We start from the raw sequence: 20,650 nt of genomic DNA, 5'->3' as shown, positions 1-20,650 counted from the left end.
TCGTCATGCGCTCGCGCGGACGCGTGCCGGCGGGGCCGCCCCGCACGAGCGTGTGCCGCGCCTCGGAGGCCGTACCGCATCGGACAACCCGAGGTGGGCGGACGGTCGAACCGCCGGAGGTCGACATGCGAACGGCCGTTCCGGAGGACCGGGACGGCCGTTCGTGTTGCTGCCAGTACTGCTGGGGTCAGACGACCAGGAGCGCGTCCAGTGGGGCGCCCGCGAGGGCCGGTTCCAGGCGGGCCCGGCCGTTCAGGAAGCCGAGTTCCATCAGGACCGCCAGGCCCGCGATCTCGGCGCCCGCGCGGCGGATGAGCTGGATCGACGCCTCGGCGGTGCCGCCGGTGGCGAGGACGTCGTCGACGATCAGGATGCGGTCGCCGGCGCTCAGATCCTCGGCGTGCACCTCGATCTCCGCCGAGCCGTACTCCAGCTCGTACGACTGCGCGAGGGTCGCTCCGGGGAGCTTGCCCGCCTTGCGTACGGGGATGAAGCCGAGGCCCGCCCGGACGGCGACCGGAGCACCCAGGATGAAGCCGCGGGCCTCCAGGCCGACGACCTTGGTCGCGCCGACGCGCTCCGCGATCTCGGCCAGCGCGTCGGTGAGCGCCGTGAAGGCGGCCGGGTCCGCCAGGAGCGGGGTGATGTCCTTGAACATCACGCCCGGCTCCGGGTAGTCCGGCACATCGCGGATACGGCTGAGCAGCAGCTCCTGGATGTCGGTCATCGACGCTTCCCGGACGGCCTGCCCCGGCCGCGGTTACGGGAGGCGGGCTGGTTGCGCGGCCCGACGACCGCGTGCGCGGCGTCCTCCGGCTCGTCGTCGTACGCCGTGGCCGCGTCGTCGTGCGCCTGGGCCTGCTCCCCCTCGGCGGCGGCCTGCGCCCGCTTGGCGAGGACGCGCTTCTTGAGCGCCTTCATCTGCGGCTCCGCCTCCTTGAGGTCGGCGACGAGCGGCGTGGCGATGAAGATCGAGGAGTACGCACCGGCCGCGAGGCCGACGAACAGCGACAGCGAGATGTCGTTCAGCATGCCCGCGCCGAGGAAGGCGCCACCGATGAACAGCAGGGCCCCGACCGGCAGCAGCGCCACCACCGTGGTGTTGATGGACCGCATCAGGGTGCTGTTGATCGAGCGGTTGGCCACATCGCTGTAGGTCCACCGGGTCTGCTTGGTGATGTCCTTCGTCTGCTCCTTGAGGCTGTCGAAGACGACGACCGTGTCGTAGAGCGAGTAACCGAGAATGGTCAGCAGACCGATCACCGTACCCGGCGTGACCTCGAAGCCGACGAGGGCGTAGATACCGGTGGTGATGGTGATGTCGTGGATCAGGGCGACCAGGGCCGCCAGAGCCATGCGCCACTCGAAGGCGATGGCCAGATAGATCACGACCAGCACCATGAAGATCGCCAGGCCCTCCCAGGCCTTGTTGGCGACCTGGTCACCCCAGCTGGGGCCGACCAGGTCCGCGGCGATGTTCTCGGAAGGGACCTTGAGGTCCTTGGACAGCTGCGTCTTGATGCCGTCGGACTTGTCGGTGTCGATGCCGGCGATCTGGATGCGCAGGCTGCCGTCGCCGAGCTTCTGCACGATCGCGTCGTGACCGGAGGCGTCCTCGGCGTAGGTCTCCGCCTGGTTCACCGAGACGGTCATGTGCTTGGGCGTGGTGAAGACCGCGCCGCCCTGGAACTCGATGCCCATGTTCAGGCCGCGCACCGCCAGGCCGAGGATGGCCGTGATGGTGATCAGGATCGAGATGCCGTACCAGATCTTGCGGTTGCCGACGAAGTCGTAACCGACCTCGCCGCGGTGCAGTCGGGCGCCGAGGCTGCCGAGTTTCGACATCTCACGCCTCCTTCGGGTCGACGGGGGCGTGGGGACGGCGGGTGCGGCGCAGCGGCGCCTTGGCTCCCAGGGCCTTCGGGTCGAGGCCGGACCACTTGTGGCCGTTGGCGAAGAACTTCCGGCGGGCCAGGAGCGTCATCAGCGGCTTGGTGAAGAGGAAGACCACGACGACGTCGAGCACGGTGGTCAGACCGAGCGTGAACGCGAAGCCCTGGACCTTGCCGACGGTGACGATGAACAGCACCGCGGCGGCGAGGAACGACACGAAGTCGGAGACCAGGATGGTGCGCCGGGCTCGCGGCCAGGCCCGCTCCACCGCGGGACGCAGCGATCGGCCCTCGCGGATCTCGTCCCTGATGCGTTCGAAGAACACGATGAACGAGTCCGCCGTGATACCGATCGCGACGATCGCACCGCAGACGGCCGGCAGGTTCAGCGCGAAGCCGATGGCCGGGCCGAGCAGCGCCATGATCACGTAGGTGAGGATCGCGGAGACCAGCAGCGACGGGATGGCGATGACCGAGAGGCCGCGGTAGAAGATCAGCAGGTAGATCACGACCAGCGCGAGGCCGATCGCGCCCGCGATCAGACCGGCGTGCAGCTGCTCACCGCCGAGGGCCGCGGTCACCGTGGTGACGCTGTCCTCCTTGAAGGTCAGCGGCAGGGCGCCGTACGACAGCATGTTGGCGAGGCTCTGGGCCTCTTCCTGGGTGAAGCTGCCGGAGATCTCCGCGCTGCCGCCCGCGATGGACGAACTGACACTCGGAGCGGAGACGACCTGGCCGTCGAGGACGATGCCGAACTGGTTCTGCGGCTGCTGGTTCTGCGCGAGCTGGCCGGTGATCGTGGCGAACTTCTTGGAGCCGCTGCCCGTGAAGTCCATCGTGACCTGCCAGCCGGCGGCCGTGGTCGTGTTGTAGATGGCCTGGGCCTTCTTGACCTCGGTGCCGTCCACGGCCGCGGGGCCGAGCAGGTACTTGAACCAGACGCCGTCGTTCTCGCCGCACGCGACGGTCGACTCGGTGGCCTTGGCGCTCTTGCCCGCGGTGTTCTGCACCGACTTCTTGGAGCAGTCCAGCGCGGTGTACTGGGCCTCCAGCTTGGCGTTCGCGTCGCTGGCGGCGCTGCTGCCGCTCGGCGACGGGGAGGCGCTGGAGGAGGCCGAGGAGCTGGCGCTCGCGGACGGGGTCTCGTCGGCCTTCAGGGCGTCGGTGACGGCACGGCCCTGCGAGGTGGCGGAGTCCGAGGGGCTAGCGGAACTCGACGCGGACGAGGAGCCGGTGGCCTTGGGAGTGCTCGAGCTCGACGGGCTGCCGGAGGCGCTGCTGGACGCGCTGGGCGAGGCGCTCGGCGTCGCGCCGGCGGAGGCCTCGGTGGCGATCACCGGGCGGAAGTACAGCTTGGCCGTGGTACCGACCTGCTGGCGGGCTTCCTCGGAGTTCGTGCCCTTGGGGATGTTGACGATGATGTTGCGGTCGCCCTGGGTCTGAACCTCCGCTTCCGAGACACCGAGACCATTGACACGGCGGTTCATGATGTCGACCGCGGTGTCCATGTTGGTCTTGTTGATCGCGGACTCCTGGCCCTTCTCCGGGACCGCCCGGAGAGTGATGCTCGTGCCCCCGGCCAGATCGATACCGAGGCGCGGAGTGGTGTGCCCGGAGGCGAACATCCCTCCGGTGAGCGCCACGATCGCGATCAGGATGAGGGCCAGCGAACGCCCTGGCTTGCTCTGGGCACTCGCGCTCCGGCCCTTCTTAGGTGCTGCCACCTTCTCGTACTCCCTCTCGGGCCGCCGCGCGCCGGATCTGCGGGCGGGCGGCCATGACATGGTGTCGGGATCCCGTGCGAGCTGCGCGTGCTCCAGGGCGTGCGGGAACGGTCCGCACGCCCCTTGGCGCGGCTACTTCGCCTCGGACTCGCCGTCCTTCTTCTTCGGCTCTTCGTCCGACTTCGCCTCGGCGGTCACGATCTCGTCGGCCGGTTCCTCGGGCGCGTCCTTCTTGCCGAGGTCGACGGACTTGTCGTCGGAGGCGGCGGCAGCTTCGTCGGCGGAGTCGTCGGTCTCGGTGAGGGAGGAGGCGTCGTCAGGGACGACGTCGGAGTCGGACTTCAGGTCGTGCTCGACGCCGTGGACGATGCGGTTGTACTCGTCGTCCGACAGGACGGCACCGATGGCGTTCTTGGCGAAGAGGAGATCGACGCCCGGACCGGCGTCGAGGAGGACCGTCTCTTCGTTCACTTCCTTGACCGTCGCGTAGATACCCCCGATCGTGCGGACGCCGGAGCCTGGCTGCATCTCGTTCCGCATGGACGCGGCCGCCTGCTGCTTGCGCTTGGCCGAGCGGGTCATCAGGAACATGGCCCCGATGAGCACGATGAACGGGAGAAGGGTCACGATATTCACGGGACGGAATTTCCTTCGCACGACCGCGACGGGGAGCGGCCTCATGGATGGGGGTATGCATACCGCCGACAAAGGCGGCATCGGCGGAGTCTAAGCGAGTCCGCGCGCATGGAACAACGCTCAGCATGGCACCTGGGTTCCTGACCGGGCCAATGCCGGGTCGTCACGATGCCGTCACGTCCCGAACAGGTCCTGTTGTCCGTTTCCCGCCTGCACCGACTGCGGCGGGGTGAGGCCGAGATGTGACCAGGCGGCGGGCGTGGCGACCCGCCCGCGCGGGGTCCGGGCCAGCAGCCCTTCGCGTACGAGAAAGGGTTCGGCGACCTCTTCCACCGTCTCGCGCTCCTCCCCCACCGCGACGGCGAGCGTGGACAGGCCGACCGGCCCGCCGCCGAACAGCTTGAGCAAAGCTTGCAGGACGGCGCGGTCCAGGCGGTCGAGGCCGCGTACGTCGACCTCGTAGATGGCGAGGGCCGCGGCGGCGATGTCCCGGGTGATCACGCCGTCGGCCTTGACCTGGGCGTAGTCGCGGACCCGGCGCAGCAGGCGGTTGGCGATACGGGGCGTGCCGCGGGAGCGGCCGGCGATCTCGGCGGCACCCTCGGTGTCGATCTCGACGTCGAGGAGGTTCGCCGAGCGGTGGATGACGCGCTCCAGTTCGAGGGGTTCGTAGAACTCCATGTGCCCGGTGAAGCCGAAGCGGTCGCGCAGCGGGGGCGGCAGCAGTCCCGCGCGCGTGGTGGCGCCGACCAGGGTGAAGGGGGGCAGCTCCAGGGGGATGGCGGTGGCGCCGGGGCCCTTGCCGACGATGACGTCGACGCGGAAGTCCTCCATCGCCATGTACAGCATTTCTTCGGCGGGCCGGGACATGCGGTGGATCTCGTCCAGGAAGAGGACCTCGCCCTCCTGGAGGGAGGACAGGATCGCGGCGAGGTCGCCGGCGTGCTGGATCGCGGGGCCGCTGGTGATGCGGATCGGGGCGCCCATCTCGGCCGCGATGATCATCGACAGGGTGGTCTTGCCGAGGCCGGGGGCGCCGGAGAGCAGCACGTGGTCGGCGGTGGCGCCCCGCGCGCGTGCGGCGCGCAGGACCAGGTCCAGCTGCTCGCGGACCTTCTCCTGGCCGATGAACTCGCCGAGGTCCTTGGGGCGCAGGGCAGCCTCGACGGCCTGGTCCTCACCGTCGGCGACCGAGCCCACCAGCCGCTCGGGGGCGGTCTCGTCGGTGGTGTCGTCCCAGTTCACTGACGGTCTCCTAGCGGGCGCGGTTCAGGGTCTGGAGGGCGGCCTTGAGCAACTGGCCCACCTGGGGCACGCCCTCGGCGGCCTCCGCCTGCGGGGTCACGGCGGCGACCGCCTCGTCGGCCTCGCGGGTGGCGTAGCCGAGGCCGATCAGGGCGGCGTGCAGCTGGTCGCGCCAGCCGCTGCTGATCGGGGCGCCGACCACCGCGGCGCCGATCGGCTCGCCCAGCCGGTCCTTGAACTCCAGCAGCAGCTTCTGCGCGCCCTTCTTGCCGATGCCCGGGACGGCCATGAGCGCCTTCTCGTCGCCCGTGGCCACCGCCCGGCGCAGGGCGTCCGGGGTGTGCACGGCCAGCATGGCCTGGGCGAGGCGGGGGCCGACGCCGGTCGCGGTCTGGAGCAGCTCGAAGATCTGGCGTTCGTCGTCGTCCACGAAGCCGTACAGGGTCAGCGAGTCCTCGCGGACGACGAGGGAGGTGGCGAGCTTGGCCTGCTTGCCCAGGCGGAGGGTGGACAGCGTGTTCGGCGTGCACTGGAGAGCCATGCCGACACCGCCCACCTCGACCACCGCGGCATCGGGAGCGAGTGCGGCGACCGTGCCGCTGACGAAGGCGATCATGCGGGGCGGCCTTTCGGGGCGTTCGATTCTCGGGCTGCTTGGGCGGCTCGGGCTGCTTGGACGGCCGTGGCCGCCTTGCCCGCTGTGGCCGCGTGCAGGGCGACGGCCTGCTGGAGTCGGTTCTGGGCGGGGGCGCGCCAGATGTGGCAGATGGCGAGCGCGAGGGCGTCGGCGGCGTCGGCGGGCTTCGGGGGCGCGTCGAGCCTGAGCAACCGGGTCACCATGGCGCCGACCTGTGCCTTGTCGGCGCGACCGCTGCCGGTGACGGCGGCCTTGACCTCGCTCGGGGTGTGCAGGGCGACGGGGATGCCGCGGCGGGCGGCGCAGAGCATGGCGACGGCGCTGGCCTGGGCCGTACCCATCACCGTGCTGACGTTGTGCTGGCTGAACACCCGCTCCACGGCGACGAATTCGGGCCGGTGTTCGTCCAGCCACGCCTCGATGCCCTGCTCGATGGCGACCAGGCGCAGGCCCAACTCGGCGTCCGACGGGGTCCGTACGACACCGACGCCCACCATCGTGAGCGGCCGGCCCGCGACGCCTTCGACGACACCGACACCGCATCGCGTGAGACCGGGGTCCACCCCGAGTACCCGCACCGTGCCCCCCCCTTCGCCTCTTCGCGGCCGAACGTGATCTTTGACTTCACGCCAGGCTATCCGCTGCCACCGACAACAGCGGCGGGCCGGGGGACGTGTGTCCCATCCGGCCCGCCGATACCGCTGAGCTCGCGGCAGCGCTACGCGTCGACCTTCTCCATGACCTCGTCGCTGACGTCGAAGTTGGCGAAGACGTTCTGCACGTCGTCGCTGTCCTCCAGGGCGTCGATCAGCTTGAAGATCTTCCGGGCGCCGTCCTCGTCGAGCTCGACCTGCATGGTCGGGACGAAGTTGGCGTCGGCGGAGTCGTAGTCGATCCCGGCGTCCTGGAGGGCGGTGCGGACCGCGACCAGGTCGGTGGCCTCGGAGATGACCTCGAAGGTCTCCCCCAGGTCGTTGACCTCCTCGGCACCCGCGTCCAGCACGGCACCGAGGACGTCGTCCTCGCCCAGCTCGCCCTTGGGGACGATGACGACGCCCTTGCGGTTGAAGAGGTACGAGACGGAGCCGGGGTCGGCCATGTTCCCGCCGTTGCGGGTCATGGCGACACGGACGTCCGAGGCGGCACGGTTGCGGTTGTCGGTGAGGCACTCGATGAGCACCGCGACTCCGTTCGGGCCGTAACCCTCGTACATGATCGTCTCGTAGTCGGCGCCACCGGCTTCGAGACCGGCGCCGCGCTTGACCGCGGAGTCGATGTTCTTGTTCGGGACCGAGCTCTTCTTGGCCTTCTGGATGGCGTCGAACAGCGTCGGGTTACCGGCGGGGTCGGCACCTCCGGTGCGGGCCGCGACCTCGATGTTCTTGATCATCTTCGCGAAGAGCTTGCCGCGCTTGGCGTCGATCACGGCCTTCTTGTGCTTCGTCGTAGCCCATTTAGAGTGGCCGGACATCTGCCTGTCTCCTTCGCGTAACCCAACTCTTTACGAACCCCAGGAATCCTACTAGGACCCCGGAGCCAGGTTCGCGCGCACCATGTCGACGAACAGGGAGTGCACGCGGTGGTCGCCGGTCAGTTCCGGGTGGAACGACGTGGCGAGCGCGTTGCCCTGGCGGACCGCGACGATGTGGCCGTCGTGCTCGGCGAGCACCTCGGTCTCGGCGCCGACCGACTCGACCCAGGGGGCGCGGATGAAGACGCCTTCTACAGGATCGCCCTCGACGCCCTTCACGTCGACCGTCGCTTCGAAGGATTCGTTCTGACGTCCGAAGGCGTTGCGGCGCACGATCATGTCGATGCCGCCGATCGTCTCCTGGCCCGAGCGCGGGTCGAGGATCTTGTCGGCGAGCATGATCATCCCGGCGCAGGTGCCGTAGACGGGCAGACCGGCACGCACGCGTGCGCGCAGGGAGTCCATCAGCCCGAAGAGGACGGCCAGCTTGGAGATGGTGGTGGACTCGCCGCCTGGGATGACGAGACCGTCCACCTCGGCGAGTTCCTCGGGGCGCCTGACCTGCCTGGCCACGGCGTCGGCCGCGGCCAGGGCGATCAGGTGCTCCCGGACGTCGCCCTGGAGGGCCAGGACGCCTATGACAGGGGCTGTGTCGCTCATCTACGTGACTACCAGCCGCGGTTGGCGTAGCGCTCGGCCTCGGGGAGGGTGTCGCAGTTGATGCCGACCATGGCCTCGCCGAGGTTGCGGGACGCGTCCGCGATGATCTTCGGGTCGTCGTAGAAGGTGGTCGCCTTCACGATGGCGGCGGCGCGCTTGGCCGGGTCGCCCGACTTGAAGATGCCGGAGCCCACGAAGACGCCCTCGGCGCCGAGCTGACGCATGAGCGCCGCGTCCGCGGGAGTGGCGACACCACCGGCGGAGAACAGCACGACCGGGAGCTTGCCGAGCGCGGCGACCTCCTTGACGATCTCGTACGGGGCGCGCAGTTCCTTGGCGGCGGCGTACAGCTCGTTGTTGTCGTAGCCGCGCAGGCGGGCTATCTCGTTCTTGATCTGGCGCAGGTGGCGGACGGCCTCGACGACGTTCCCGGTGCCGGCCTCGCCCTTGGAGCGGATCATCGCGGCGCCCTCGGCGATGCGGCGCAGGGCCTCGCCCAGGTTGGTGGCACCGCAGACGAACGGGGTGGTGAAGGCCCACTTGTCGGAGTGGTTGACCTCGTCGGCCGGGGTGAGGACCTCGGACTCGTCGATGTAGTCGACGCCGAGGGACTGCAGCACCTGGGCCTCGACGAAGTGGCCGATGCGGGACTTCGCCATGACCGGGATGGAGACGGCCTCGATGATGCCCTCGATCATGTCCGGGTCGGACATCCGGGCCACGCCGCCGTCCTTGCGGATGTCGGCCGGGACCCGCTCCAGGGCCATGACGGCGACGGCGCCCGCGTCCTCGGCGATCTTCGCCTGCTCCGGCGTGACGACGTCCATGATCACGCCGCCCTTGAGCTGCTCGGCCATGCCGCGCTTCACGCGCGCGGTGCCGGTCTCGGGGGTCTGGTTTTCGGAGAACGTGCTGGACACGGGTGACCTCACTCGGTGAAAGAGGGTTTCTGCACCACCGAGGAAACGCGAGTGGACCAGTCCACTGCAAGGGCCAATGGGTAGGCGGTGGATCCTTTTCGGGTGCGGAGGTCGCGCGAGTGTCCGCTCGGGGACCGGCGAAGTCGGCTACGCGGCCCGGTCCACCAGTGCCGCCGGCGGCTCGTCGTCCATCTCGAACGCCATCGGGAACGGGGCGTGTCCTGCCAGGTGGAACCAGCGGACCTTGCGGTGGTCGCGCAGGCGGCGGGCCGCGCCGACGGCGTCGTTGTGGAAGCGCCGGGCCATCGGCACGCGGCGTACGGCCTCGGTGAGTTCGTGGGCCGCCGAGTCTCCCCCGGGTGCCTCGCGCACCACCTCGACCTGCTGGGCCTCCGCGAAGACGGCCCGCAGCGCCTGGCTCAGGTCGCTCTCGGCGACCTCCCGCTGCTCCTCCTCGGCCTGCCTCGCCGCGTGCGCCGCCTCGTACAGGACGATCGAGGCGGCCGGGTCGAGGACACCGGAGGTCGCCAACTCCTGCGCCACGGAGGCCCTGCGGAGCAGCTGGGCGTCAAGTGCCGCGCGGGCGGCGTCGATCCGGGCGTGCAGCCGGTCGAGGCGGCCGGCCGTCCAGCTCAGGTAGAGGCCGATCGCCACGAGAACGACGAGGATCCAGATCAAGGTAGCGCTCACGCGCCGCACCCTACGCTCTGCGGGTTCAGCGTTGTGACGTGCGGGGTGTCACGGCGGCGTGCGGGGTCTTGGCGTGGCCGTCGTTCCGGGGGCCGCCGCCCCCGGACCCCCGCTTCGGCCTGAACGGCCTCGTCCTCAAGCTCCCCCAGAGGGGGCACCCCCAGCGGGCTGAAAGATGCCGACCAGCGTCCGGAAGTCCGCCTCGCCGCAAGACCGTTGCCCACGGCGCCGAGCCGTCCGCCTCAGTCCCGCGCCAAGCCGAACCGCGCCCGCAGCCCCGGCCCGCGCCCCTCCTCGTCCGCCGCAGCCACCGCCGCCGCGCCCTGTGTCACCGTCTCGTACACCGAGAGGATGTCCGCGCCGACTGTCGACCAGTCGAAGCGGCGTACGTGGGCGCTTCCCCGGGTGCGGAGTTCGGCCAGGCGGGCCGGGTCGGCGAGGAGGCGGACCGCGGCCTCGGCCAGGGAGTCGGGGTTCTCGTTGGTGAAGAGCTCGCCCGCGGCGCCCTGGTCGAGGACCTGGGCGAAGGCGTCCAGGTCGGAGGCGAGGACCGGGGCGCCCGCGGACATGGCCTCCACGAGGATGATGCCGAAGCTTTCGCCGCCGGTGTTGGGGGCCACGTAGAGGTCGACACTGCGCAGAAGGCGGCCCTTGTCCTCGTCGCTGATCATGCCCAGGAACTCGACGCGCGGGCGGAGTTCGGCCGGAAGGGACTCGACCGCCTCCTTCTCGTCGCCCCGGCCGGCCACCAGGAGCCTGGTCTGCGGGCGCTCGGCGAGAATCCTCGGCAGGGCGCGCATCAGGACCGGCAGGCCTTTGCGGGGCTCGTCGATGCGGCCGATGAAGCCGATCGTGTCCCCCTGCCACTCTGGCTTGGGCTCGGCGCGGGCGAAGAAGTCGACGTCCACGCCGTTGGGGATCACGACCGCGTCGCCGCCGAGGTGTTCGACCAGCGTGCGCCGGGCGTACTCGCTGACCGCGATGCGCGCGCTGATCTTCTCCAGGGCCGCCTGGAGGATGGCGTACGCGGCGATCATGGCCCGCGAGCGCGGGTTGGAGGTGTGGAAGGTGGCCACGATGGGACCGGAGGCCGCCCAGCAGGCCAGCAGGCCGAGCGAGGGCGAGGTCGGCTCGTGGATGTGGATGACGTCGAACTCGCCGTCGTGCAGCCAGCGGCGCACCCGCGCGGCGCTCAGGAAGCCGAAGTTGAGGCGGGCCACCGAGCCGTTGTACGGCACCGGGACCGCGCGGCCCGCCGAGACGACGTACGGCGGCAGCGGGGTGTCGTCGTCGGCGGGCGCGAGGACCGAGACCTCGTGGCCCAGGCGGATGAAGTACGCGGCGAGGTCGCGGATGTGGAACTGGACGCCGCCGGGCACGTCCCAGGAGTAGGGGCAGACGATGCCGATCCTCACGAGGTCCCCTTCTCGGCATCCGCGGGCTTGTCCGCCCCGGTGTCCGAGGGCTTCTTCCCGGGGTCGAGATCCTTCAGCCACAAGCGCTGCAGCATGTGCCAGTCCTCCGGGTGGTCGGCGATCCCCGTGGCGAAGGCATCCGCCAGCGCCTGTGTCATGACAGACGTCTTTTCCGCCCGGTTGCCTGTCTCCGGCACCGCGATCGGTGGATGGACGCGCCCCTGCATCACGGGCGAGTCGTCGTACCAAAGGGTCACCGGCAGGAGCAGCGCGCCGGTCTGCTGCGCCAGCAGGGCCGGCCCCGCGGGCATCCGGGTGGCCTCGCCGAAGAACCGCACCTCCACGCCGGAGGAGGACAGGTCGCGCTCGGCGACCAGGCACACCAGGCCCCCGTCGCGCAGCCGCCGGGCCAGCGTGCCGAAGGCGGTGCCGCCGCTGTGCGGGAGGACCTCCATGCCGAGGCCCTCGCGGTAGGCGACGAAACGGTCGTACAGGGTCTCCGGCTTGAGGCGCTCGGCGACCGTCGTGAAGGGCGTCTCCAGTTTGGTGGTGACCCAGGCGCCGGCGAGATCCCAGTTGGCCATGTGGGGCAGCGCGAGGATGACGCCCTTGCCGGAGGCGATCCCGTCGGTCAGGTGGTGGACGTCCTTGGGGTCGAAGCCGTTCTTGACCCGGTCGGCGCTCCAGGCGGGCAGCCGGAAGGACTCCATCCAGTAGCGCAGGTACGAGCGCATGCCCGCGCGCGAGAGCTCGGCGAGGCGCTCGGGGCTCGCGTCGGGCACCACGCGCGCGTAGTTGCTCTCAAGCCGCTGCACGCCCTTGCCACGCCGTTTCCAGGCCAGGTCGGCGATGGTGCGGCCGAGCCGGACGGCGACCGGTTCGGGGAGCTTCTTGACCGTGCCCCAGCCCAGGCCGTACAGCCCGTCGGTCAGCCGGTCCCGCGCACTCACGTGGCCGCACCGCTCTCCTGCTCGGCCGCCTCGGCCTGCGCCTCCGCCTCCGCCGACTCGCGCCGGACGGTGACCACCCGCTGAATCAGCGTGACCAGGCTGCCGACGGCGACGATCCACAACGCGACCGGCAGCAGGTACTGGATGCCAGGGACACCGAATGTGTGCAGACCGGCGAGACCGCACGCGACCAGCGAGATCACCAGGCGCTCGGCCCGCTCGATCAGCCCGTTGACGGCGACCGGCAGACCGATCGACTCGCCGCGCGCCTTGGTGTACGACACCACCTGGCCGCTGGCCAGGCAGAAGATCGAGACGGCGCACAGGGCGATGTCGTCTCCGCCACCCGCGTACCAGAGGGCCAGGCCGCCGAAGACCGCGCTGTCGGCCACCCGGTCCAGCGTGGAGTCCAGGAAGGCGCCCCAGCGGCTGGAGCGGCCCAGCTGGCGGGCCATGTTGCCGTCGACGAGGTCGGAGAAGACGAAGAGCGTGATCACGACCGTGCCCCAGAAGAACTCGCCCATGGGGTAGAAGACCAGCGCGCCCGCGACCACTCCGGCGGTGCCCAGGAGTGTGACCGCGTCGGGGCTGACGCCCCGCCGGATCAGGAACGAGGCGAACGGCGTGAGAACACGCGTGAAGAAAGCACGCGCGTACTTGTTCAGCATGGCCTTCCCGAGGGTCGGTGTGGCCGCGCGGCCCCTGCTGGCCACCGGCTGGCCCATCGTAGCCACGCGTGCGCGTGTACGACGTCCGGGCACCCGGACGCCCGGTCCGCGGATCCCGTGGATGGCCCATGACCGACAGCATGCGGCGGGATCGCGTCCGCTGTATGGACGCACCGTGACGGTAGTGGAAAGCTCGAAGCACCGCGGGCGTCACCGGAGCCGCCACCGCACGCGGCCCCCGCATGTCCGCGCCCACAGTGACCTCACCGTGCACGGGAGGCAAGGCCATGGGCGACAAGGCGAACGCACACCCCGGAGCCGCCGGCAGGGCAACAGCGGCCGACCACCCCGCGTCCGTACGGAATGTGGTGCTGGTCGGCCACTCCGGATCGGGCAAGACGACTTTGGTGGAAGCTCTCGCGCTCACCGCGGGGGCAGTGAACCGGGCGGGCCGCGTCGAGGACGGCGGCACCGTTTCCGACTACGACGAGATAGAGCACCGGCAACAGCGCTCGGTGCAGCTCTCCCTGGTGCCGGTCGAATGGGACGGCATCAAGGTCAATGTTCTCGACACCCCCGGATACGCCGACTTCGTCGGGGAACTCAGGGCCGGTCTGCGAGCGGCGGACGCGGCCCTTTTCGTCGTCTCGGCGTCCGACGGCGTGGACGGCTCGACGCGCATGGTGTGGGAGGAGTGCGCGGCGGTCGGCATGCCGCGGGCCATCGTGATCACGCATCTGGAGTCCGCCCGGGCGGACTTCGACGAGATGACCCGGATCTGCGCGCAGGCCTTCGGCCGGGACGACCCCGACGCCGTGCTGCCGCTCTATCTGCCGCTGCACGGCCCGGAGGGGCCCGACGGGCACGCGCCCGTGACCGGACTGATCGGGCTGCTGTCGCAGAAGCTGTTCGACTACTCCTCCGGGGAGCGCAAGGAGTCCGAGCCGGGCCCGGAGCAGCTGCCCGAGATCGAGGAGGCCCGCAACCGGCTGATCGAAGGGATCATCGCGGAGGGCGAGGACGAGACCCTCATGGACCGCTATCTCGGCGGCGAGGAGATCGACTTCAAGACACTCGTGGAGGACCTGGAGCGGGCCGTCGCGCGCGGGGTGTTCTTCCCGGTCCTGGCAGCCGCCCCCGCGGCCGACGGCGCCCGGCAGGGCCTGGGCACCGTCGAGCTCCTGGAACTGGTCACCGGCGGCTTCCCGACCCCGCTGGAGCGCGCGGCGCCCGGTGTCACCACGGTCGCCGGCAAGCCGCGCGAGCTGAAGCCGTGCGACCCGAACGGGCCGCTGGTCGCGGAGGTCGTGAAGACGGCGTCCGACCCGTACGTCGGCCGGGTCTCGCTGGTACGGGTCTTCTCCGGCACCCTGCGCCCCGACGAGACGGTGCACGTCTCCGGGCACGGGCTGGCCGACCGCGGCCACGAGGACCACGACGTCGACGAGCGCGTCGGCGCCCTGTCCGCGCCCTTCGGCAAACAGCAGCGCACCCTCACCCACTGCATCGCCGGTGACCTCGCGTGCGTGGCGAAGCTGAGCCGCGCGGAGACCGGCGACACCCTCTCCGCCAAGGACGACCCGCTGCTGATGGAGCCGTGGGAGATGCCCGACCCGTTGCTGCCGCTCGCCATCGAGGCGCACAGCAAGGCGGACGAGGACAAGCTCTCGCAGGGTCTGTCCCGGCTGGTCGCCGAGGACCCGACGATGCGGCTCGAACAGAACCCGGACACCCACCAGGTGGTGCTGTGGTGTCTGGGCGAGGCCCACGCGGACGTGGCACTGGAACGACTGCGCAGCCGATACGGCGTCCAGGTCGACGTCGTGGCGCACAAGGTCTCCCTGCGGGAGACGTTCGCCGGCCGGTCGGCGGGGCGCGGCCGGCATGTCAAACAGTCCGGCGGGCACGGGCAGTTCGCGATCTGCGAGATCGAGGTGGAGCCGCTGCCCGGCGGTTCGGGCATCGAGTTCGTGGACAAGGTGATCGGCGGCGCGGTACCACGCCAGTTCATCCCCTCGGTGGAGAAGGGGGTACGCACCCAGGCGGCCAGGGGCGTGGCGGCCGGCTACCCGCTCATCGACGTCCGGGTGACGCTCCTCGACGGCAAGGCGCACTCCGTGGACTCCTCGGACGCGGCCTTCCAGACGGCCGGCGCACTCGCGCTGCGGGAAGCCGCTTCCGACGTGGGGATCCATCTGCTGGAGCCGGTGGCCGAGGTGACGATCCTGGTCGGCGACGACTACGTGGGCGCGGTCATGAGCGACCTGTCCGGACGGCGCGGCCGGGTGCTGGGCACGGAACAGACCAGCGGCGGACGCACCCTCGTACGGGCCGAGGTGCCGGAGATCGAGATCGGGCGGTACGCCGTCGATCTGCGCTCGCTCTCGCACGGCACCGCGCGCTTCAACCGGGCGTACGCCCGGCACGAGCCGATGCCCCAGCAGATCGCCGAGAGGCTCCGTGAAGACACCCGCGACGCCTCGTAGTTGACGCCGGAAGCGCCCGGCGAACGGTCACCGGGCGCTGTTCCGGCGGCTGTTGCGGAACGTTTCCCTCCGTCTCGGCGGGCGGCTTCGGCCGTCCGCCGACTAATGTCATTGCCTGCGGATACGCTGATGACCTGATCAACAGGTGTGCGGAGCACGGAAGTCGGGAAGGCCGCAGGAGCGACACCGGCGGCGATCGGGGGCGGTAGATGACAGTCGGGACCGGTTACGAGGACGCCTTCGGGCCACAGGTGCCTCTGTCGGGCGGTGGCAGCCAGACGGCGACGTTCGCCCTCGCGTCCGCCGCCTACCGGGACAGTCCGATCGAGGAGATCAAGAAGGCCGACAACGAGTGGCACCAGACGACCCTCAAAGAGGGCCAGAAATGGTCCACCGGGCTCTTCAAGCCCAATCTCGGCGAGGCGTTCTCCAGGGCCGTGATCGACCGCATGATCGGGCCGGACCGCAAGCCGCTCATCCAGTCCTTCGGCATGGAGCCCCAGGTCGTCGTCGAGCACTGTCTCGCCGCGTACCGGCTCCGCCGTGAGCGCGACAAGCGGCTGTCCACGGTCATGGTGCTCTGCGGGCTGCTGTTCCTGCCCGGGCTGCTGGTCTGGCTGCTGGTCTTCCAGATCCGCTCGGTGATCGACAAGAACAGCAACAAGCGGGCCTCGGCCCTCGCCACGACCCTGCTCGTCGGCGTCGGCGCCCTCGCCGTCATCTTCCTGGTCAAGATGCCCTTCACTGGCTTCTGGGCCTGGTACGCGCGTGCGTGCGTGGTCGTTCCCGTCCTCGGCTGGTTCTGGGCCAAGCAGATCTGCGAGAGCGCGGCGAAGGACCTGCGGGGGCGCTGGGACAGCCTGCTCGCGGGCGGCAGCATCGGCGCCCAGGTCCCCGAGGCGGTGCCGACCAGCCCCGGTGAGACCCAGGCCGAGCAGCTGCGCCAGTCGCTCGCCAGGCTCAGCGCCGAGCAGCGGTCCAACGGCGTCTTCTACGCCGGCCCCAAGGGCATCCTCGGCATGGGCACCCGCTGGGGCAGCTGGCAGCTCGCCGAGGACCTCACCCCGGCCGACCCGGCCCGCGAGATCCACCCGTTCCGCAGCTGGGACGTCATACGCGCGATCCACGACCAGCTGCGCATGCTGGAGCGGGGCCCGCTCAACACGGGCGGCTTCCCGCCGCCCTCGATACGGCACTGGATCGTCACGCCGATCGGCGAGGGCGCGAAGGCGGTGTCCCGGACCGAGCAGTCCGCGGACGTGGAGGCCTTCCAGCACCGGACCCACTCGATACAGGACATCTGCAACAAGCAGCAGTTCGGCAGCGGGGAGCGGCACTACCTCGGCGTCCAATGGACGCTGTGGGACGGCCAGTTGATCATCACGATGATGATCACCGTCACGGTGCTGCACGAGACGCTGCGCATCGAGGTGACGGGGCACGCGCTGGGCCCGGTGAATCCGTTGTTCATGGGGAAGCCCGAGGCCCCGACCAGGAGCGTCCAGCGGTCGGTCAGGCGGTGGGAGACCCGCACGGTGAAGCTGCCCCTGGTCCCCACGAACGAGGTCGTACGGCTCGCCGTCCGCGCCCCGATCACCTGGTACCCGCCGCTGCTGAACCACCTCGGCGGCACGATGGTGCTGCCCGAGCCGTTCGGCCTGCGGCACGCCTGGGCCGACCAGCCCTGGCGCCACCGCTTCATGGCCGACGACGCGCTGCGCGCCGCCACGCCGGTCCTGCGGGTCGTGCACGCGGCCGCGATCCGGGTCCTGGCGGAGAACGGCGTGGACACGGAGAAGTTCGGCGCGAGGTCGGCGTTCCTGAGCGGCGCGGTCCAGGACCCGAGCCCGAGGAAAGCGGATCTCTACGACGCGTAGGGACGACCCCGCCCGGGCCCGCGGGTGTCACCTCAGCCCGTGGGCCACGCGTCCGCCAGCATCTTCCGTGTGTCCGCCAGCAGCTGCGGCAGCACCCGCGTGTGCCCCACCACCGGCATGAAGTTCGTGTCGCCGCCCCAGCGCGGGACGATGTGCTGGTGCAGGTGCGCGGCGATGCCCGCGCCGGCGACCGAGCCCTGGTTCATGCCGATGTTGAAGCCGTGGGCGCCGGAAGCGGTGCGCAGGGCGGTCATCGCCTGCTTGGTGAGGGCGGCCAGTTCGGCCGTCTCCGGGTCGGTGAGGTCCGTGTAGTCGGCGACGTGCCGATAGGGCACGACCATGAGGTGACCGCCGTTGTACGGGTACAGATTGAGCACCGCGTAGACGTGCTCACCGCGCCGGACGATCAGACCGTCCTCGTCGGATTTCGCCGGGATCGAGCAGAAGGGGCAACCGTCGTCGGCGCCGGGACCGGTCGGCTTGTTCTCGCCCTGGATGTAGGCCATCCGATGCGGCGTCCACAGGCGCTGGAAGGCGTCCCGCGTCCCCACTCCCAACTGCTGCTCCGGCTCACTCGTCATGCAGTGCAGCATATTGCGTCGCCCGTTCGCGGCGTGTCGCCGGGGTTGCGCGAAAACCCCGCCGGGCCAAGCTGGGCCGATGGACGATGCGAAGGTCGATGACAGCACCGCGGCCCGCTGGGAGCGGCGCACGGAGGTCCCCCTCGCGGTGGCGTCGCTGGTGTATCTCGCGTCGTACGCGATCCAGGTCCTCGCCCGGGATCTCCCGGACGACCTGCGGGACCTCTGCCTGGCCGTCCTGCTGGCCGCGTGGGCGCTGTTCGCCGTCGACTACGCGGTCCGGTGGCGGCTGAGCGGACAGCGGCTGCGCTTCGTACGGACGCACTGGCTGGACACCGTGGTGCTGATCCTGCCGCTGCTGCGCCCGCTGCGGGTCGTGCGGGTCTACGAGGCCGTGCAGCGCCGGCACGGCAGGCCCCGGCTCGTGCTGCACGCGCGCGTGATCGTCTACGCCGGTCTGTCCACGGTGCTGCTCGGCTTCGCCGGGGCGCTCGCCGTCTACCAGCAGGAGCGCGGGGCGCCGCACGCGACGATGCGCACCTTCGGGGACGCCGTCTGGTGGACCTGCTCGACCCTGGCCACCGTCGGCTACGGCGACATCTCCCCCGTGACCCCGGTGGGCCGGCTGATCGCGGTCGGCCTGATGGCCATCGGCCTGGCCCTGCTCGGCGCGGTGACCGGCACGTTCGCCTCCTGGCTGCTCCAGGTGTTCTCGCGGGAGGACGACGAGAGGCCCCCGGGAAGCTGAACTCCCCGAGGGCCACGGCGTCCTGGAGCGGGCGGGATCAGACCTGAACGCGGTCCTCGACGACCTTCTGGATCTTCGCGATGGCCTCGTCGAACGGGATGCCGTTCTCCTGCGAGCCGTCGCGGTAGCGGAAGGACACCGAGGTGTTGGACATGTCCTCGTCGCCCGCGATGACCATGAAGGGCACCTTCTGCTTCTGGGCGTTGCGGATCTTCTTCTGCATGCGGTCGGACGAGGAGTCGACCTCGACGCGCAGCCCCTTCTTCTTGGCGGCGGCGGCGAACTTCTCCAGGTACTCGACGTGACCGTCACCGATCGGGATGCCGACCGCCTGGACGGGCGCGAGCCAGGCCGGGAAGGCACCCGCGTAGTGCTCCAGGAGCACCGCGAAGAAGCGCTCGATCGAGCCGAAGAGGGCGCGGTGGATCATCACCGGGCGCTGCTTGGCGCCGTCGGGACCGGTGTACTCCAGGTCGAAGCGCTCGGGCAGGTTGAAGTCGAGCTGGATCGTCGACATCTGCCAGGTCCGGCCGATCGCGTCCTTGGTCTGGACGGAGATCTTCGGTCCGTAGAACGCGGCGCCGCCCGGGTCGGGCACCAGGGGCAGCCCCTGCTTCTCGGCCACCTGACGCAGGGTCTCCGTGGCCTCTTCCCAGGCCTCGTCGGAGCCGACGAACTTCTCCGGGTCCTTGGTGGACAGCTCCAGGTAGAAGTCGGTCAGACCGTAGTCCCGCAGCAGGCCGAGGACGAAGGTGAGCGTCTTGTCGAGCTCCTCCGACATCTGCTCACGCGTGCAGTAGATGTGCGCGTCGTCCTGCGTGAAGCCACGCGCGCGGGTGAGCCCGTGCACGACGCCCGACTTCTCGTACCGGTACACGGTCCCGAACTCGAAGAGGCGCAGCGGCAGTTCACGGTAGGAGCGGCCGCGCGCGTCGAAGATCAGGTTGTGCATCGGGCAGTTCATGGGCTTGAGGTAGTAGTCCACGCCCTCGTCGAGCTGCATGGGCGGGTACATGCCGTCGGCGTACCAGTCCAGGTGCCCGGACGTCTCGAAGAGCTTCCCCTTCGTGGCGTGCGGGGTGTAGACGAACTCGTAGCCCTCCTCCTCGTGCCGGCGGCGCGAGTAGTCCTCCATCACGCGGCGGATGATGCCGCCCTTGGGGTGGAAGACGGCGAGGCCGGAGCCGATCTGCTCGGGGATCGAGAAGAGGTCCAGCTCGGAGCCGAGCTTGCGGTGGTCGCGCTTCTCGGCCTCGGCGAGGAAGTCGAGGTAGCCCTTCAGCTCTTCCTTGGTGGGCCAGGCGGTGCCGTAGATGCGCTGGAGCATCGGGTTCTTCTCGCTGCCGCGCCAGTAGGCGGCCGCGTTGCGCATCAGCTTGAACGCCGGGATGTTCCGGGTGGAGGGCAGGTGGGGACCGCGGCACAGGTCCTTCCAGCACAGCTCGCCGGTCTTGGCGTCAAGGTTGTCGTAGATCGTCAGCTCGCCGGCGCCGACCTCGACGTCCGCGCCGTCGTCGTGCGAGGCCGAGCCCTTGAGACCGATCAGCTCCAACTTGTACGGCTCGTCGGCGAGTTCCGCGCGGGCGTCCTCGTCGGTCATCACGCGCCGCGAGAAGCGCTGCCCGCGCTTCTGGATCTCCTGCATCTTCTTCTCGACGGCCTTGAGGTCCTCGGGTGTGAACGGCTTCTCGACGTCGAAGTCGTAGTAGAAGCCGTCCTTGACCGGCGGGCCGATGCCCAGCTTGGCGTCCGGGAAGAGCTCCTGCACGGCCTGCGCCATGACGTGCGCGGTGGAGTGGCGCAGGATGTTGAGGCCGTCCTCGGAGGAGATCTCGACGCCCTCGACCTCGTCACCGTCGGACAGCTGGTAGGCGAGGTCCTTCAGCTCGCCGCCCACGCGCGCGGCGACGATGGAGCGCTCGCCCGCGAAGAGGTCGGCGGCCGTAGTGCCCGTCGTCACCACGCGTTCGTCCCGCTCGGAATCGCGTTGGATGATCACACGGACGTCTGACACCGGTCTCTCCTGACTGAAGGTGGGTGCGGCGCCATA

At 70.2% G+C, this 20,650-nt stretch carries 19 protein-coding genes; 3 read left to right on the top strand and 16 right to left on the bottom strand.

All coding sequences use genetic code 11. From position 1 onward, the window contains the following. Positions 1-187: 187 nt before the first annotated feature. From ACIQI8_RS40065 to pgsA, 14 genes are all read right to left on the bottom strand, one after another. Positions 188-727: an adenine phosphoribosyltransferase gene (locus ACIQI8_RS40065; RefSeq protein WP_402362401.1), complete on the bottom strand. Its 540-nt coding sequence runs from the start codon at positions 725-727 to the stop codon at positions 188-190. Next, positions 724-1,845 (bottom strand): protein translocase subunit SecF, encoded by a 1,122-nt coding sequence (gene secF, locus ACIQI8_RS40060; RefSeq protein ID WP_402362398.1) that lies wholly within the window; start codon positions 1,843-1,845, stop codon positions 724-726. Before secF ends, ACIQI8_RS40065 begins: the two co-directional genes overlap by 4 nt. A gap of 1 nt (position 1,846) precedes the next feature. Further along, on the bottom strand, positions 1,847-3,616 hold the full coding sequence (gene secD, locus ACIQI8_RS40055; RefSeq protein ID WP_402362395.1) for a protein translocase subunit SecD: 1,770 nt from the start codon (positions 3,614-3,616) through the stop codon (positions 1,847-1,849). Positions 3,617-3,748: 132 nt separating this feature from the next. Next, positions 3,749-4,252, bottom strand: coding sequence for a preprotein translocase subunit YajC (yajC, locus tag ACIQI8_RS40050; RefSeq protein ID WP_401725232.1), 504 nt, complete (start codon positions 4,250-4,252; stop codon positions 3,749-3,751). A gap of 174 nt (positions 4,253-4,426) precedes the next feature. Continuing rightward, positions 4,427-5,497 carry a Holliday junction branch migration DNA helicase RuvB gene (ruvB, locus tag ACIQI8_RS40045; protein ID WP_402362392.1) on the bottom strand — a complete coding sequence of 357 codons (1,071 nt, stop codon included), beginning with the start codon at positions 5,495-5,497 and terminating at the stop codon, positions 4,427-4,429. Positions 5,498-5,507: 10 nt separating this feature from the next. After that, a complete protein-coding gene (gene ruvA / locus ACIQI8_RS40040; RefSeq protein WP_402362389.1) occupies positions 5,508-6,113 on the bottom strand; it encodes a Holliday junction branch migration protein RuvA in 606 nt (201 codons plus the stop codon). Continuing rightward, positions 6,110-6,712, bottom strand: a complete 603-nt coding sequence (gene ruvC, locus ACIQI8_RS40035) for a crossover junction endodeoxyribonuclease RuvC (protein WP_402362386.1) — start codon at positions 6,710-6,712, stop codon at positions 6,110-6,112. The genes ruvA and ruvC overlap by 4 nt, the downstream gene beginning before the upstream one ends. Before the next feature lie 140 nt (positions 6,713-6,852). Then, entirely contained in the window at positions 6,853-7,605 is a 753-nt protein-coding gene (locus ACIQI8_RS40030; protein ID WP_124002824.1) for a YebC/PmpR family DNA-binding transcriptional regulator, read from the bottom strand. A gap of 51 nt (positions 7,606-7,656) precedes the next feature. Then, a complete protein-coding gene (gene pdxT / locus ACIQI8_RS40025; protein WP_402362383.1) occupies positions 7,657-8,265 on the bottom strand; it encodes a pyridoxal 5'-phosphate synthase glutaminase subunit PdxT in 609 nt (202 codons plus the stop codon). 8 nt (positions 8,266-8,273) lie between these two features. Beyond that, the gene (pdxS, locus tag ACIQI8_RS40020) at positions 8,274-9,185 is read right to left on the bottom strand and encodes a pyridoxal 5'-phosphate synthase lyase subunit PdxS (protein ID WP_402362380.1); all 912 of its coding nucleotides are present in this window, start codon (positions 9,183-9,185) and stop codon (positions 8,274-8,276) included. 147 nt (positions 9,186-9,332) lie between these two features. Further along, a complete protein-coding gene (locus tag ACIQI8_RS40015) occupies positions 9,333-9,875 on the bottom strand; it encodes a hypothetical protein (protein WP_124002821.1) in 543 nt (180 codons plus the stop codon). 242 nt (positions 9,876-10,117) lie between these two features. Beyond that, positions 10,118-11,290, bottom strand: coding sequence for a glycosyltransferase family 4 protein (locus tag ACIQI8_RS40010; protein ID WP_402362376.1), 1,173 nt, complete (start codon positions 11,288-11,290; stop codon positions 10,118-10,120). Next, positions 11,287-12,240: a phosphatidylinositol mannoside acyltransferase gene (locus ACIQI8_RS40005; RefSeq protein ID WP_402362373.1), complete on the bottom strand. Its 954-nt coding sequence runs from the start codon at positions 12,238-12,240 to the stop codon at positions 11,287-11,289. The genes ACIQI8_RS40010 and ACIQI8_RS40005 overlap by 4 nt, the downstream gene beginning before the upstream one ends. Next, positions 12,237-12,965: a phosphatidylinositol phosphate synthase gene (gene pgsA / locus ACIQI8_RS40000; protein WP_402362797.1), complete on the bottom strand. Its 729-nt coding sequence runs from the start codon at positions 12,963-12,965 to the stop codon at positions 12,237-12,239. The genes ACIQI8_RS40005 and pgsA overlap by 4 nt, the downstream gene beginning before the upstream one ends. Before the next feature lie 230 nt (positions 12,966-13,195). On the opposite strand from pgsA, the gene ACIQI8_RS39995 reads away from it, so the two are divergent. Together ACIQI8_RS39995 and ACIQI8_RS39990 are read left to right on the top strand one after the other, a co-directional pair. After that, on the top strand, positions 13,196-15,394 hold the full coding sequence (locus ACIQI8_RS39995; RefSeq protein WP_402362370.1) for an elongation factor G-like protein EF-G2: 2,199 nt from the start codon (positions 13,196-13,198) through the stop codon (positions 15,392-15,394). Between the two features lie 209 nt (positions 15,395-15,603). Next, on the top strand, positions 15,604-17,271 hold the full coding sequence (locus tag ACIQI8_RS39990; protein ID WP_402362367.1) for a hypothetical protein: 1,668 nt from the start codon (positions 15,604-15,606) through the stop codon (positions 17,269-17,271). Between the two features lie 32 nt (positions 17,272-17,303). On the opposite strand, the gene ACIQI8_RS39985 is transcribed toward ACIQI8_RS39990, so the two are convergent. Then, on the bottom strand, positions 17,304-17,864 hold the full coding sequence (locus tag ACIQI8_RS39985; protein WP_402362364.1) for an HIT family protein: 561 nt from the start codon (positions 17,862-17,864) through the stop codon (positions 17,304-17,306). Between the two features lie 67 nt (positions 17,865-17,931). Between ACIQI8_RS39985 and ACIQI8_RS39980 the strand changes: the two genes are divergently transcribed. Further along, on the top strand, positions 17,932-18,600 hold the full coding sequence (locus tag ACIQI8_RS39980) for a potassium channel family protein (protein WP_402362361.1): 669 nt from the start codon (positions 17,932-17,934) through the stop codon (positions 18,598-18,600). A gap of 37 nt (positions 18,601-18,637) precedes the next feature. On the opposite strand, the gene thrS is transcribed toward ACIQI8_RS39980, so the two are convergent. After that, positions 18,638-20,614 (bottom strand): threonine--tRNA ligase, encoded by a 1,977-nt coding sequence (thrS, locus tag ACIQI8_RS39975; RefSeq protein ID WP_402362358.1) that lies wholly within the window; start codon positions 20,612-20,614, stop codon positions 18,638-18,640. Positions 20,615-20,650: the final 36 nt, after the last annotated feature.

Origin of the sequence: Streptomyces sp. NPDC092369 (genome assembly GCF_044755245.1) — a bacterium.
In the GTDB taxonomy this organism is placed as follows: domain Bacteria; phylum Actinomycetota; class Actinomycetes; order Streptomycetales; family Streptomycetaceae; genus Streptomyces.
Note: the sequence above shows the minus strand (reverse complement) of the source record. Positions and strands in the feature narration are given on the sequence as shown.